The 13,705-nt window shown below is 70.1% G+C and carries 16 protein-coding genes; all 16 read left to right on the plus strand.

The genetic code is table 11. From position 1 onward, the window contains the following. Positions 1-109: 109 nt before the first annotated feature. The 16 genes from FHX32_RS34015 to FHX32_RS34090 all read left to right on the plus strand — a co-directional run bounded on the left by FHX32_RS34015 (position 110) and on the right by FHX32_RS34090 (position 13,624). The gene (locus FHX32_RS34015; protein WP_208419810.1) at positions 110-577 is read left to right on the plus strand and encodes a hypothetical protein; all 468 of its coding nucleotides are present in this window, start codon (positions 110-112) and stop codon (positions 575-577) included. Continuing rightward, the gene (locus tag FHX32_RS34020; RefSeq protein WP_167192297.1) at positions 567-2,204 is read left to right on the plus strand and encodes a hypothetical protein; all 1,638 of its coding nucleotides are present in this window, start codon (positions 567-569) and stop codon (positions 2,202-2,204) included. The genes FHX32_RS34015 and FHX32_RS34020 overlap by 11 nt, the downstream gene beginning before the upstream one ends. 11 nt (positions 2,205-2,215) lie before the next feature. After that, on the plus strand, positions 2,216-3,607 hold the full coding sequence (locus FHX32_RS34025; protein ID WP_167192299.1) for a phage portal protein: 1,392 nt from the start codon (positions 2,216-2,218) through the stop codon (positions 3,605-3,607). Continuing rightward, complete coding sequence (locus FHX32_RS34030) at positions 3,607-4,671, plus strand: VG15 protein (RefSeq protein WP_167192301.1); 1,065 nt, start codon at positions 3,607-3,609, stop codon at positions 4,669-4,671. The genes FHX32_RS34025 and FHX32_RS34030 overlap by 1 nt, the downstream gene beginning before the upstream one ends. A gap of 47 nt (positions 4,672-4,718) precedes the next feature. Continuing rightward, positions 4,719-5,336 (plus strand): hypothetical protein, encoded by a 618-nt coding sequence (locus FHX32_RS34035; RefSeq protein WP_167192303.1) that lies wholly within the window; start codon positions 4,719-4,721, stop codon positions 5,334-5,336. 39 nt (positions 5,337-5,375) lie between these two features. Continuing rightward, on the plus strand, positions 5,376-6,332 hold the full coding sequence (locus tag FHX32_RS34040; protein ID WP_167192305.1) for an SU10 major capsid protein: 957 nt from the start codon (positions 5,376-5,378) through the stop codon (positions 6,330-6,332). Positions 6,333-6,392: 60 nt separating this feature from the next. Next, the gene (locus FHX32_RS34750) at positions 6,393-6,800 is read left to right on the plus strand and encodes a hypothetical protein (protein WP_208419811.1); all 408 of its coding nucleotides are present in this window, start codon (positions 6,393-6,395) and stop codon (positions 6,798-6,800) included. Between the two features lie 9 nt (positions 6,801-6,809). Further along, complete coding sequence (locus tag FHX32_RS34050; protein ID WP_167192307.1) at positions 6,810-7,376, plus strand: hypothetical protein; 567 nt, start codon at positions 6,810-6,812, stop codon at positions 7,374-7,376. After that, positions 7,373-7,765, plus strand: coding sequence for a DUF6093 family protein (locus FHX32_RS34055; protein WP_167192309.1), 393 nt, complete (start codon positions 7,373-7,375; stop codon positions 7,763-7,765). The genes FHX32_RS34050 and FHX32_RS34055 overlap by 4 nt, the downstream gene beginning before the upstream one ends. Further along, positions 7,762-8,154: a hypothetical protein gene (locus FHX32_RS34060; protein WP_167192311.1), complete on the plus strand. Its 393-nt coding sequence runs from the start codon at positions 7,762-7,764 to the stop codon at positions 8,152-8,154. The genes FHX32_RS34055 and FHX32_RS34060 overlap by 4 nt, the downstream gene beginning before the upstream one ends. Beyond that, complete coding sequence (gene gp17, locus FHX32_RS34065) at positions 8,151-8,561, plus strand: tail completion protein gp17 (RefSeq protein ID WP_167192313.1); 411 nt, start codon at positions 8,151-8,153, stop codon at positions 8,559-8,561. The genes FHX32_RS34060 and gp17 overlap by 4 nt, the downstream gene beginning before the upstream one ends. Before the next feature lie 28 nt (positions 8,562-8,589). Further along, positions 8,590-9,081 carry a phage tail tube protein gene (locus FHX32_RS34070; RefSeq protein ID WP_167192315.1) on the plus strand — a complete coding sequence of 164 codons (492 nt, stop codon included), beginning with the start codon at positions 8,590-8,592 and terminating at the stop codon, positions 9,079-9,081. A 107-nt stretch (positions 9,082-9,188) separates the two neighbouring features. Continuing rightward, positions 9,189-9,737: a hypothetical protein gene (locus tag FHX32_RS34075; protein ID WP_167192317.1), complete on the plus strand. Its 549-nt coding sequence runs from the start codon at positions 9,189-9,191 to the stop codon at positions 9,735-9,737. A 104-nt stretch (positions 9,738-9,841) separates the two neighbouring features. After that, on the plus strand, positions 9,842-10,096 hold the full coding sequence (locus FHX32_RS34080; protein WP_167192319.1) for a hypothetical protein: 255 nt from the start codon (positions 9,842-9,844) through the stop codon (positions 10,094-10,096). Between the two features lie 3 nt (positions 10,097-10,099). Beyond that, the gene (locus tag FHX32_RS34085; protein WP_167192321.1) at positions 10,100-12,250 is read left to right on the plus strand and encodes a phage tail tape measure protein; all 2,151 of its coding nucleotides are present in this window, start codon (positions 10,100-10,102) and stop codon (positions 12,248-12,250) included. A gap of 3 nt (positions 12,251-12,253) precedes the next feature. Further along, positions 12,254-13,624 (plus strand): GDSL-type esterase/lipase family protein, encoded by a 1,371-nt coding sequence (locus FHX32_RS34090; protein ID WP_167192323.1) that lies wholly within the window; start codon positions 12,254-12,256, stop codon positions 13,622-13,624. The last annotated feature ends 81 nt before the right edge of the window (positions 13,625-13,705 follow it).

A 13,705-nucleotide genomic window follows, 5' to 3' on the forward strand; every position in this document is an offset into this window, starting at 1 on the left:
AAGGGCCGTCAGGTTCAAAGACTCTGCGTGACCCCCTGTAACCCCGTTTCCGTCACGCAATGTGACGGCCGACCGGCCTGCGCAACGCAGCCCGAGAGGATGATCGACCATGCCGAAGGGCGGCGCACGCGCCCGCTCCGGCCCTGCGCCCGACCCTGCCGCCCTGCGCCGCGACCGGGACGCGGGCGAGTGGACGGTGCTACCTGCTGAAGGCCGACCGGGCAACGCCCCGGCCTTCCCTCTACTCAACCCCGACGACCGCGAGCTCGAGCTCTGGGCCGGCGAATGGAAGCGCCCGCAGGCCCTCGCCTGGGAGCGCCTCGGCCTCGAGCACGAGGTCGCGCTCTACGTGCGTAACCTCGCCCTCGCCGAGATACCCGGAGCGCCCGTGACGCTCTCGACGCTCGTCAAGCAGCTCCGCGACTCGCTCGGCCTGAGCGTCGCCGGAATGCGCGCGAACCGCTGGCGCATCGCCCGCGACGAAGCCGCGGAGAAGCGCGAGAGCGCCGCGCCCGGTCGAGCCCCGGCTCGCTCCTCGGTGCGAGGCCGCCTCGAGGTGATCGACGGTGGCGCATAACCCTGAGTACCGCGTCGACTTCCCGACGCTTTGGGTCGCCGCCGATTGGATCGAGTCGCACTGCGTCGTGCCCGACGGCTTCCGCAAGGGCGACCCCTTCGAGATGTACGACTGGCAGCTTTGGGCGACCGTCAACTTCTACCGCGTCAAGAAGGCCGCCCGTGCCGGGCAGCTCGCGACCGCCTTCCACTACCGGCGCGGTCAGGTCGTCGCGCCGCAGAAGACGGGCAAAGGGCCTTGGACGGCCGCTCTGTGCGCGTGCGAGGGCGTCGGCCCGAGCGTCTTCGTCGGCTTCGCCCAGGGCGGCGAGCTCTACGACTGCCGCGAGCACGGCTGCGGCTGCGGCTGGGCCTACGAGTATGCGCCCGGTGAGCCGATGGCGATCCCGCGCCCGACGCCTCTGATTCAGATAACGGCCTTCTCCGAGGAGCAGACCGACAACGTCTACCGGCCGCTGCAAAACATGATCCGCTACGGCCCGCTCGGCGAGACGATGCGCGTCGGCGAAGCGTTCATCCGCCTACCGAACGACGGCCGCATCGACGTCGTGACGAGCTCGGCGCAGAGCCGACTCGGTAACCCGGTGACCTTCGTCCTTCAGGACGAGACCGGCATTTGGACCGTCGCGAACAAGATGGACAAGGTCGCCACGACGCAGCGCCGCGGCGCGGCCGGCATGGGCGGTCGCACCTTCGAGACGACGAACGCGTGGGACCCGAGCGAAGACTCGGTCGCGCAGCGCACCGCAGAGTCGCGCGTAACCGACATCTTCCGCTTTCACCGCGTGCCGCCGGCTCACCTGAGCTATCGGAACAAGGCCGACCGCCGGAAGATTCACCGCTACGTCTACGCCGGCTCGACGCACGTCGACCTCGACGGCATCGAGGCCGAGGCCGCGGAACTGATGGAGAAGGACCCGGCGCAGGCCGAGCGCTTCTTCGGTAACCGCATCGTCTACGGTGCCGACGCCTTCATCGAGGGCGACTCCTGGGACGATCGCGCCTGGGCGAAGCGGCACGGCGCACCCCGCGAGGTGCCCACCGGGACGGCGATCGTCCTCGGCTTCGACGGCTCCGACGTCGACGACTGGACAGTGATCCGGGCCGAGACCGAAGACGGCTATCAATTCACGCCCGTCTATGGCCCCGACAAGCGGCCGACGGTATGGAATCCGGCCGAGTGGGGCGGGCAGGTGCCGCGCCTCGAGGTCGACGCAGCCGTCGACGAACTGTTTACGCGCTTCCGCGTCGTGCGTTGGTACGGCGACCCGCCCGGCTGGGAGACCGAACACGACCAGTGGGCGGCGAAGTACGGCGAGAAGCGCGTGCTGCGCTTCGAGACCTACCGGCCGGTGCAAATGCACGCCGCCTGCGAGCGGCTCCGCACCGACGCCCTGAAGGCCGACTCGACCTTCACGCACGACGGCTGCCCGACGGTCGCGACGCACGTCCGCAACGCGCGGAAGCTCGCCCGTCCGAACGGCCGATACGTGCTCGGCAAGCCCGCCCAGCACCAAAAGATCGACGCCTGCGTGACCTCGATCATCTGCCACGAAGCGGCAGGCGACGTCACCGCGGCGTCGCTCTGGCCGAAGCACCGCACCCGAAAGCTAGTCGTCATGAGGTAGGAGGAGCAGCCTTGACGACCCCTACCACCGACGCCGAATGGCTTGCGAGCCTCTCCCAGCTTCACGACCGCGAGTTGCCCGGCCTGAAGGCGCTCGACGCCTACTACGAAGGCACGCAGCCGCTCTCCTACATGCAGCCCGAGATCCTGCGCGAGGTAGAAGACCGCATCCGCCCGGTCATCATCGCGTGGCCACAGCTCGTCGTCGACGCCGTCGAAGAGCGCCTCGACCCGGAGGGCTTCCGGCTGCCGGACGAGGACGCCGCCGACGATGACTTCTGGCGCGTGTGGCAGGCGAACGACCTCGACGAGGAATCGCAGCTCGGCCGCGTCGACGCGCTCGTGATGAAGCGGTCGTATCTGGCCGTCGGCACGAACGAAGACGACACCGACACGCCGCTCGTCACCGTCGAGTCGCCGCTCGAGATGTTCGCGGCGATCGACCCGCGTACCCGCCGCGCCCGCGCCGCGCTGCGCCGGACGCAGGATCAGGACTCCTTCGCCCGCGTCACCGGCCGCTACGCGACGCTCTACCTGCCCGAGCGCACCGTTTGGTATGAGTGGCAGAAGGGCGCATGGAAGGAGACCGGCCGCGACGAGCACAACCTCGGCGAGGTGCCGGTCGTGCCGCTCACGAACCGTTCACGGCTCGCCGACCGCTACGGCCGCTCCGAGCTCTCGCGGTCGATGCTCTCGCTCTCCGATTCGGCGAACAAGATCGCGACCGACATGATGCTCGCGGCCGAGTTTGTCGCGCTGCCTCTGCGAGGGCTGCTCGGCATCGGCCCCGACGACCTCGTCGACGAGAACGGCAACGCCCTGAGCGCAACGCAGGTCATCATGGGCAAGCTGTTGACGGTGCCGCAGGGCGACCCCGGCTCCGAGGTCAAGCCGTTCCAATGGGATCCGGCGAGCCTGAGCAACTTTCACGACTCGATCAATCAGCTTGCGAAGCTCGTCGCGTCGATCTCAGGTATCCCGCCGCATTACCTCGGCTTCACGACGGACAACCCGGCGAGCGCCGACGCGATCCGCTCGGCCGAGTCGCGCCTCGTGAAGCGCGCCGAGCGTAAGCAGACTGCCTTCGGCGGCACCTACGAGCAGACGATGCGCCTCGTCCGTCGATTCCAGACCGGCGGCGAGCCGGTCGATCCGCGCCTGCGCCGCCTCGAGACGGTATGGCGCGACGCGTCGACGCCGACCCGCGCTCAGTCTGCCGACGCGGTCGTGAAGCTCCTCGAGAAGGGCGCGATCACGAAGCGGCAGGCGCGCGAAGACCTCCGCTACACGCAGGCGCAGATCGCCCGCATGGAGCGCGAAGACGTCGACGAGGCGGCGCTCGACCCGGTCGGCGCGCTCTCGCGCAGCGTCGGGCAGGGCGCACCGCCGCTCGAGGCCGAGTGATGAGCGCCGCCGAGGTCGCGCACGCGCACTACCGGCGGCAGAAGACGATCGCCGCACGCACGGCGAGAGCAGTCGCCCGGCTCTGGGCGCAGGTCGACCCGAACAACATCGCCCGATCCTGGGCCGAGATGCTGCCTCGGGCGACCTCGACGGTCGGAGCCGGGCAACTCCGCGCCGCGCAGACGAGCGACGACTACGTCGCCCGCGTGCTCGGCGAGCAGGACGTCGATGCCGACGCCGAGGGCGAGCTCCTGCCCGAGGGCTTCGCCGGCACCGCGTCGGACGGCCGGCCGCTCGCGACGCTGCTCTTCCGCCCGGTCGTGACGAGCCTCTCGGCGGTCAGGCAGGGCGAGAGCTCGCGTCGCGCGATGGCAGTCGGCCGGCTTCACCTCGACATGATCACGCGTACGCAGATCGCCGACGCCGGCCGCGTGGCCGACGGCGTCGCGGTCGTCGCCCGGCCGAAGGTCTCCGGCTACGTCCGGCTCCTGTCCCTGCCGAGCTGCTCGCGCTGCGTCGTGCTCGCCGGCCGCGTCTACCGATGGAACGCCGGATTTGAGCGGCACCCGCGCTGCGACTGCCGGCACATTCCGGCGGCCGAGGACACGGCCGACGACCTGCGCACCGACCCGAAGGCGTACTTCGAGAGCCTCTCGCCCGAGGAGCAGGATCGCATCTTCACGAAGGCGGGCGCGGAGGCGATCCGCGACGGGGCCGACATCGCCCAGGTCGTCAACGCCCGCAAGGGCGCACGCGGCCTCGCCCCGGCCGGAGCCCGGCTCACCGCCGAGGAGCTCCGCACCCTGCGCGGAGGCCGCGAGCGGGGCCGGCTCGAGACCGTGAACGTCTTCGGCCATGACCTCTTCGTGACAACCGAGGGCGTCACCTCGCGCGGTCTCGCGGGCGTCCGCCTGGGCGCGAAGCGCGACGGCGTGAAGGCCGAGGGCGCTCGCTACCGCTCGGCTCGCGGCGTGCGACTCATGCCCGAGTCGATCTATCAGATCGCCGGAGGCGACCGAGACGAGGCGATCCGCCTCCTCCGGCGCTACGGCTACATCCGCTGACCTCCTCGCGCGCAAGGCGCGAGGCCGACTCCGCAACGGAGGCGCAAGTGTCCGAGAAGGACGACAACCTGCCCGAGACCGACGTCGACACCGATCGGGTCGACGACGACACCGAGGGCGCACCGGAGGGTGCCGAGCACCTCGACGACCCCGGCAAGAAGGCGCTCGACTCCATGAAGAGCAAGTGGAAGACCGAGCGCGACCAGAGGAAGGCCCTCGAGGCGCGGATCGCCGAGCTCGAGGGCAAGGGCAAGGCCGGCACCGACGAGACCCCCGACGCCGACACCATCCGCGCCCAGGCGCGAGCCGAGGCCCAGGCCGAGGCCCTGCGCGAGCGCGCCCTCGACAAGATCGAGGCGAAGGCGGCGAAGCTCTTCGCCGACCCCGAGGACGCCCGCGCGCTCCTCGCCGGCAACGTCGACGAGTACGTCGACGGTGGGAAGGTCGACGTCGACGCCATCACCGAGGCGCTCGCCGAGCTGCTCGAGAAGAAGCCGCATCTCGCCGCCTCGCCCCCGAAGCGCACGCCCGCGCCCGACCCGACGCAGGGACGGCGCGGCTCGGGGCCGGCCGACCTCGACGCACTGATCGCCGAGGCCGAGGCGAAGGGCGACACGCGCGCCGCGATCTTGCTCAAGACGCGAAAGCTGACCAAGGCCAAGTAACCGGGTAGGGCACCCTGCCCACACATCAGGAGGAAACACATGGGCGCTGTCGCTGGGCAGGGCACTACCTACAACCTGCCGAACTACCACGGCGAGCTCTTCACCGTCACCCCGACCGAGACCCCCTTCCTGTCCGCCATCGGCGGTCTGTCCGGCGCGGTCTCGACGAAGGCGAAGGTCTTCGAGTGGCAGACCGTCGACCGGCGCAGCTCGAGCGCGAACAACGTCGCGACCGAGGGCGCGACCGCCCCGGCCGGCGTCGCCCGGTCGCGGAGCAACGTGACCAACGTCGTCGAGATCCACCACAGCGCCGTCGAGGTGAGCTACACGAAGCAGGCCGCGGGCGGCGAATACGCGGGCGTGAACCTGGGACTCGACGACAACCCGATCTCCGACGAGCTCGCGTGGCAGATCGCCGCCGAGCTGGAGTCGATGGCCGTCGACGTCGAGAAGTCCTTCCTGAGCGGCGTCTTCGCCAACCCGGCGAACAACTCGACCGCCCGGCAGACCCGCGGCATCCTGACCGCCATCACCACCAACGTCAACTCCGGGGGCGGCACCCCGCGCGCTCTGTCGAAGGCGATCGTCGACGCGACCCTGAGCACCATGTTCACCAACGGCGCGAAGCTGCCGCAGGCGTCTACCGTCTTCATGGTCGGCCCCGACCAGAAGGTGAACCTGACCGAGGTCTACTCGGCCGCAGGTCTCAACCAGCCGACCATGACCCGGAACGTCGGCGGCGTCGCGATCGACACGCTCGTGACCGACTTCGGAGTCTTCGGCGTGATGCTCAACCGCCACATGCCGGCCGGCGAGATCGCGATCGTCGACCTGAGCGTCTGCCGGGCGCGCTTCCTCGAGATTCCGGGCAAGGGCATGCTCTTCGCCGAGCCGCTCGCGAAGACCGGCGCGTCGGAGAAGTGGCAGCTCTACGGCGAGATCGGCCTCGAGTACGGCCCGGAGAACTTCCACGCCCGGATCACCGAGCTGAGCTGACCTACCGGGGCGGTCGGGCTGACGTCCGGCCGCCCCGCCTAGCCGTAAGGAGAGCCAACCTTGGCAACCTTCGAGCACCGATACGCCGCCCTGACCCTTCAGGACAACGCCGGAGTCTGGGCGCGCTTCACTCCGGCCGAGCGCATGGTCGACGGCCGCGAGGAGCGCTACGGCGTGCTCGAGACCGACGACGCCGACCTCGTGCGCCGACTGCGCGCCGCAACGGAGGCCGACCCGCACCTCGCCGAGGTCGGCGAGCAGGAGCCGGAGCCCGAGCAGGAGCCGGAGCCCGAGCCGCAGGCCGAACCGGAGCCGCAGCCGGAGCCCGAGGCCGAGACCGAGCCGGAGCCGCAGGCCGAGACCGAGCCGGAGCCGCAGGCCGAGGCCGAGCCGGAGCCGCAGGCCGAGGCCGAGCCGGAGGCCGAGCAGCCGAAGCCGCGTACCCGCGCTCGTTCCCGCGCGAAGTAAGGAGCACCGATGGCCGATCAGCTCGCGACGCCTGCCGACCTTGCGACGCTGCTCGGCGTCGGGGTCGACGACCGCGTGACGCTCCTCGTCGAGATCGGTACGGCGGTCGTGCAGGCGCACGTACGGCAGCGCATCGTCGAGGTCGTCAACGACTCCGTGACGCTCGCCGGCTCCGTCCGGTCGTGGCTCCGGCTGCCGCAGCGTCCCGTAACGGCGGTCGCCTCGATCAGCATCGACGGCGAGGCCGTGACTGACTACAAGCACTTCGGCTCCGCGCTCTGGCGGCGCTGCGGCTGGGCCGAGTGCAACGACGAGCCCTCCGAGGTCGAGGTCGTTTACACGCACGGCTACGCCACGGGTGCGCAAGAGCTACAGCTCGCACGCGGCGCGGTGCTCGCCCTCGTCCGAGGGTGGGCCGACAACACCGGAGGTCTGAAGAGCGAGCGGATCGACGACTACCAGGCCGTCTACGACGAGGTCGCCGCGCAGCTCGAGGCGTCGCCCTTCCTGCGCTCGGCGCTGCGCAAGCAGTACGGCAGCCGCGCCGGCCTCGCGCGGATCGGAGGCGGGCCGTGACCGTCGACCGCCTGCTCGCTCGCGGGCGCGCTGCCGCAGAGCGACTGATGACGGACGCCTGTGTGATCCGGCGCAAGACCGGCGAGACGACCGACCCCTTCTCCGGCGTCGTGACGCCCGTTTACACGACCCTCTACGCCGGCAAGTGCCGCGTGCAGCGCGTCGGCTCGGCGACGCCCGCGCAGCCGGGCGAGGCGTACCTCCTGATGTTGCGGCTCGAGCTTCAGCTACCGATGTCGGTCGCCGGCCTTAAGGTCGCCGACGAGGTGCGGCTCGACGCCTCGCCGCTCGACCCCGACCTCGCCGGCCGCGACTTCCTCGTGCGCGACCTCTTCCACAAGACGCACGCGACGATGCGCCGCGTCGGCGTCGAGGAGGCGACCTCGTGATCGAGATCGAGCACGGCGACGTCGACGCCTGGGCCGAGCTGCTCGGCGATGCCGCCGAGTCGGCACACGACGAGGCGAAGAAGGTCGTCGCGAAGGGCGCGCTCAACGTCAAGACCGGCGCGGCCGAGCGGATCGACGGCCTCGCGCACGCCCCGCACTACCCGAAGGCGATCACCTACGACGAGCTCGACGAGGCCGACGGCCCTGCCGCCGAGATCGGCCCCGACAAGGACCGCCGGCAAGGCGCGCTCGGGAACATCCTCGAGTACGGCGCGCCGGAGCAGAACACGCCGCCCAGGCCGCACCTCGCCCCCGCGGCCGACGAGGAGAGCCCTCGCTTCGAGAAGCAGCTCGAGGAGCTCTGCGCCCGCCTATTGGAGGGTCGATGATCGATGAACACGCGAGGGCGATCCTCGACCTCGCCGACGCCGACGACACTCCGCCCGCGCTCGTTGTGCTCGACGGCAAGGTGCCCGACGGCGTCAAGCCTCCGTACGTCCTCTTCTACTTCGCTGACTCCGACCCGCCCAACGCCGACGGTAGCTCGCTCGCGAATGAGTCGGCCCGCTACGTCGTGCGCGCCATCGCGCACTGTGTCGCCGAGAACGCAGCCGGGGCGCGGGCGGTCGCTCGGCGCGTGCGGGCGCGGCTGCTCGACGCCGTACCGACGGTCGCCGGCCGGCAGTGCTTCCCGATCCGGCGCGAGGAGGGGCGAGAGGCCGAGCGCGACGAGGCGACCCTCTCGCTAACCGTCGACAAGGTCGACGTCTACCGGCTCGAGAGCCTTCCGGCCTGAGCCTCCTCTTCACCTGACAGGAGCACACATGCCCGACGTGATCTCCGATGGCCGCACGAAGGTCACCTTCGTAGACACCATCGCCGACATCGCAGCGCCGACCGTGGCCGAGCTCGACGCCGGTACGGAGCTTCAGCGCTTCATCACCCCAGACGGTCTGATCGGCTTCGAGGCGTCGACGGCCGAGGTGCCGAACGACTCCCTCGCGAGCACCTTCGACACGAAGACGATCGGCCGCGACTCCTTCTCCGGCACCGCGCTGCGCCTGAAGAAGCAGAGCGGCGCGACCGACACGGCCTACACGACCCTCGTCAAGGGCACCGCCGGCTACCTCGTGATCCGGCGCGACAAGCCGGAGGGCGACGCCTGGGCGGCGTCCGACGAGGTCGAGGTCTACCCGATCACCTGCGGTCAGACCCGGCTCCTACCGCCGGAGGCGAACACCGTCCGGCGCTACGAGGTGCCGACGATGATCACCGACGAGCCGGAGCTCCGCGCGGTCGTGGCTGCCGGGGTCTGATCGCGTGAGGCGTACGCCTCGTGAGACGACCGACGGGGGCGAGGTCTTCAGCCCGCCTCGCCCCCGTTTACGCACCTGCTCGGGCTGACCTCACGAAGGGCTGACCAGTGGCAAAGGACGTCAAGGCGCTCATCCGGGGCGCAAAGCTGCCCGAGAAGACCGTGCCGATCTGCCTCGCGGCCGACCTCGTCGCCGCCTTCGAGCAGCTCGAGCGCGAGCTCGCCGAGGCCCGGCGCGAGGCCGGCTCCTCGCTCGCCGGGGGCAGCCGGGCGCGCGATGTCGCCGAGCAGATCGAGGCGACCCGGCAGGAGATGGCCGAGTCGACCGTCGACTTCCGGCTGCGCGCGATGCCGCGGCCCGAGTGGCGCGCCTTCGTCGCCGCGCACCCGCCCCGCAAGGTCGAGGGCGGAAAGGTGCACGAGGACGACGCGCACCTCGGCGTGAACGCCGAGACCTTCTTTCCTGACCTCGTGCGGCGCTCGGTCGTCTCGCCCGAGCTCGACGCCGAAGACTGGACGCTGCTGCTCGACGAGAAGCTGACCGACCGGCAATTCGACGAGCTGAGCTCGGCCGCCTGGGCGCTCAACAGGAGGGACGTCGACGTCCCTTTCTCGCACGCCGCCTCGCGGATTCTCCGGAGCTCCGGCACCGAGTAGAGGCGGCAGAGCGCCTCGGCATCTCGCCGCGCCGCCTCGACGGCTGGGAGCCGGCCGAGCGCACGCAGCACTTCTACAGCAAGAGCGGGCGACTCGTCCGCTCCGTGACGACCCGCGACCCGGAATGGTCCGAGGAAGACGTCGCATGGCTGCTCGCCCTCGCCGCGTACCGCGACAGCCGGTGCCCGGCCTGCGGAGGCGATATCGAGCTGTGCACCTCGCCCGACGCCGACGGCGACTTCGAGGTGCCGCCTCCGACGCGGTGCCACGCGAAGACGGCGATCGAGATCGCACAGTCCAATTACGCCGAGACGCCGCAGCCGGGCGCGCTGCTCTGGCGCGTGAAACAGAGGGGGTAGCTCGTGCGGACGGTCGGCGTACGCCTGAAGGCCCAGATATCCGAGTACGTGCGCGAGATGCGGACGTCGAAGGCCGAGACGAAGAGCTTCTCCGACGAGCTCGTCGACGCCGCGAAGAAGGGCGACGCGAGCGCGTCCGCCATCGTGCACGGCGCGAAGAAGGCCGAAGAGGCGCTCGACGACCTGGGCGACGCCGCCGACGAGGCAGGCGACGAGCTCGCCGATCTGCGCCGGAAGGCCGAGCAGCTCGACGGACAGATAACCGAGACTGCGCTCAGCGTGCGCAACCTCGCCCGCGAGATCGTCTCGACCTCCGACAAGGCCGCACGCGCGAAGCTGCTCGGCGACCTCACCGCGCAGCGCCGCGAGCTCCGCGAGCTCGTCGACCTGCGGAAGACGATCGACGTCGACACGGGCGGCTCCGGCTCGGGTATCGGCGAGGCGATCGCCGAGCAGGCGTCGGTCTCCTTCGTACAGCGCTTCGGCCCGCTCGTCGCTCGCGTGCCGATGTCCGGCGCGCTCATGAACCCGGCCGTAGCGGCGATCGGCGCGCCGCTCGCCGCCGGCCTCGTGACCCTCGTCGGTACGGCCGTCGGAGGCGCGATCGTCGGTGCGGTCGGCACGGGTGGCGTGGTCGGCGGTATCGCCCTCGCGTCACGGAGCCCGCTCGTCAAGGCGAAGGCGACCGCCCTCGGCACCGACCTGGGCCGGATGCTCGGTAGCTCCGCGTCGGCCTTCGTGCCAGAGACCCTCGACGCGATCGACACCGTACGCGACCGGATGCTCGCGATGGAGCCCGACTTCCGTCGCCTCTTCAATGCCTCGTCGCACTACGTCGACCCGCTCGTCGACGGCCTGCTCGACGCGACCGACAACGCGATGCCCGGCTTCATCGACGCGATGGAGCACGCCGAGCCGGTGATTCACGTCATCGCGAACGGTCTCGGCGACATTGGCGACGCGCTCGGCGACGGTCTCTCCGACCTCGCCCCGTACGCCGACGAGGGCGCGCGGGCGCTCGACATCCTCTTCTTCATCGTCGAGTACGGAGTGCGCGGAGTCTTCGAGCTCACGGAGCAGCTCGCGCGGCTCTACGGCATCGCCGAGATCCTGGGCGCTTTCCTCTCCGGCGACATGACGAAGGCTTACGGCCTGATCGTCTCGTCGCAGGGCGCGACCGCGGAGTCGGCCGGCGTTGCCGACCGCGCGCTCGGCGGTCTCCGTGGCCGCCTGGGCGACGTCGGCCGCGAGGCCGAGGAGACCGAAGAGAGCCTCGTCGACCTGAAGACCATCTTCGATGAAATCTTCGGCGCGCACATGGGTTACGACGAGGCGATCATCGCCTACAAGAACGGCCTCGTCGAGCTGCGCGAGGAGCTCGGAAACGGTAAGCGGACGCTCGACGAGAACACGCAAGCAGGCCGCGACAACCGCGAGGCGGTGCTCGACCAGATCGGCCGGATCAAGGAGCTCCGCGACGCGCGGATCAGAAACGGCGAGGCGGTCGACGTCGCGAACGGCAAGTACGAGGACGAGATCGCTGCGCTGAAGAAGACCATGCGCGAGATGGGTTTCACGCAGACCGAGATCGACGCGCTCGTCGCGAAGTACGAAACGATCCCGGACGAGGTTTCGACCGTGATCGTCGTCGAAGACTCCGAGGGCAATCGCCGCATCGCAGGCTTCGTAAAGAAGATCAACACGATCGACGGCCGCGTGATCACCGTAACGGCCCGATTCCAGCCCGATGGCGACCTCTACATACCCGGTCAGGGCACGCTCCTGAAGCGATGGGGCGGCATCACGGAGTACGCCCAGACGGGCAAGCTCCGCGACGCGCAGATCGCCTCGCCGATGGGACCGGCCCGCTACGGCTGGGCCGAGCCGGCGACCGGCGGCGAGCTCTTCGCGCCGAAGTACGGCGATATGAACCGCACGCGGGCGCTCGTGAGCTACGCCGTCGAGAACTGGTGGGGTGGCTGGCGCAACTTCGCCCCGCCGCAGCTCGTGCCCGTCGCGGCCGAGACGCCGTCCGCGCCGCCCGAGGTGCGTGTCTTCATCGGCGACCGCGAGCTGACAGACATCGTGCGCGTCGAGCTCTCCGACCATTCCCGCGACCTGAAGCGCCGCGCTACGGCCGGCGTAAGGAGGTAATACATGACTCGGCTGCTCGGCCCGGACGCCGGCTCTCGCTACTGCTACGACAGAGACTCGGGTGCTCCGGCGAAGGGCCGGCAGGCGGTGGTGTACGCCGACAGTGCCGGGACGGTGCCCGCGGACATCCGCACCTACGACGGAACGGAGACGCCCGGCGCGACGATCGCCGGGGCGCTCGTGACAACCGACGCCTACGGGCAACTGCCGCTCGTGTGGTTTCCCGAGGACGCGGACCGGCTTTACGTCAAGGTTGGCAACGGCCCGTTGTTCCCGATCGACGCGGACAATAACCGGCGGATCGATCGCCTCGGGCACGACCCGGCGCTGCGGAAGTGGTTTGCGACCCTCGGCGGTCGCTACGGCTCGGTTACGTCCGTCGTCGTCTTCGGCGACTCGATCTCCGAGGGGTACGGCGCGACATCGGTACTGCGACGCTGGCAGCACGTTCTACAAGCGGAGCTCCGGTCCCGGTTCCAGCCGGGCGGCGTGGCAGGCGCGGCAGTGCCGTACATCTGCGCGTCGCCGCGTGTGGTGCCGATCCCCGCGGACTACCCGCGCACGGCAACCGCCGGGGTCACGGCATCGGGGAACGGCCTCGGGCTGAGGGCGGCGATCATCCCGGCCGGCGAGAACGTCAGCTTCACGTTCACTGGCACCCGAGCGAAGCTGCTCGGCACGAAGAGCTCAAGCGCAGGGAAGTTCGGCATCATCTTGGACGGAGCCGCCGAAGTAGTAGTCGACGGCTTCGCAGCGTCGCTCACGAGCGGCGTGCTGATCTGGGACTCCGGCCCGCTCACGTCCGGCGAGCATACGGTGCGGGTACAGCGGTCGCCGACGACTACCGCGTCGCCGGGCAACGTCGTCCTAGAGGGCCTGATGACTTACGACGGCGACGAGTCCGCTGGGGTCCGCGTGATCGACGCCAGTAAGTCAGGTACGACCCTTAGCTCGTTCACCGCCTCGACGGCGTGGCAGGACGCATTCTCGGCAGTCGAAGGTAAGGGCCTGCTCGTGATGGCCTGGGGTGCGAACGACGCCACGGCAGGCACCTCGCCGACGGCGTTCCGCGCAGAGCTCGAGACGCTCATCGCGAACGCCCGCGCCGCCGGCTGGGACGGAAGTGTGCTGCTGCTCAAGATGCCGAAGCGTGGCTCCGCGAGCGAGACAACCTGGGCGGCCTACCTGGCAGAGATGGACGCTATCGCCGCCTCCGACCCCGACGTCGCGACGCTCGACCTGCGCTCGCGTATCCCTGATCAGGGCACCGCCGAGGCGACCGCGCTCGGCCTGTACGTCGACGAGGCCCATCACAGCGACAAGGGACAAGGGCTTATCGCCGGGCACGTCGCCTCGGCGATCATGCCCCGATGACCGGGAAGACGAAGGTGCGCAATGCCTATCCCTGCCGGTAGTGGCTCAAGCCCTGCCCCGGCCGGCCTGTCGTACGACCCG

The organism is Micromonospora sp. CNZ280 (genome assembly GCF_011759515.1).

Coding starts and splice junctions, on each gene's coding strand:
- FHX32_RS34015 (WP_208419810.1), top strand. CDS start 110: ATGCCGAAGGGCGGCGCACGCGCCCGCTCCGGCCCTGCGCCCGACCCT.
- FHX32_RS34030 (WP_167192301.1), top strand. CDS start 3,607: ATGAGCGCCGCCGAGGTCGCGCACGCGCACTACCGGCGGCAGAAGACG.
- FHX32_RS34040 (WP_167192305.1), top strand. CDS start 5,376: ATGGGCGCTGTCGCTGGGCAGGGCACTACCTACAACCTGCCGAACTAC.
- FHX32_RS34050 (WP_167192307.1), top strand. CDS start 6,810: ATGGCCGATCAGCTCGCGACGCCTGCCGACCTTGCGACGCTGCTCGGC.
- gp17 (WP_167192313.1), top strand. CDS start 8,151: ATGATCGATGAACACGCGAGGGCGATCCTCGACCTCGCCGACGCCGAC.
- FHX32_RS34070 (WP_167192315.1), top strand. CDS start 8,590: ATGCCCGACGTGATCTCCGATGGCCGCACGAAGGTCACCTTCGTAGAC.
- FHX32_RS34090 (WP_167192323.1), top strand. CDS start 12,254: ATGACTCGGCTGCTCGGCCCGGACGCCGGCTCTCGCTACTGCTACGAC.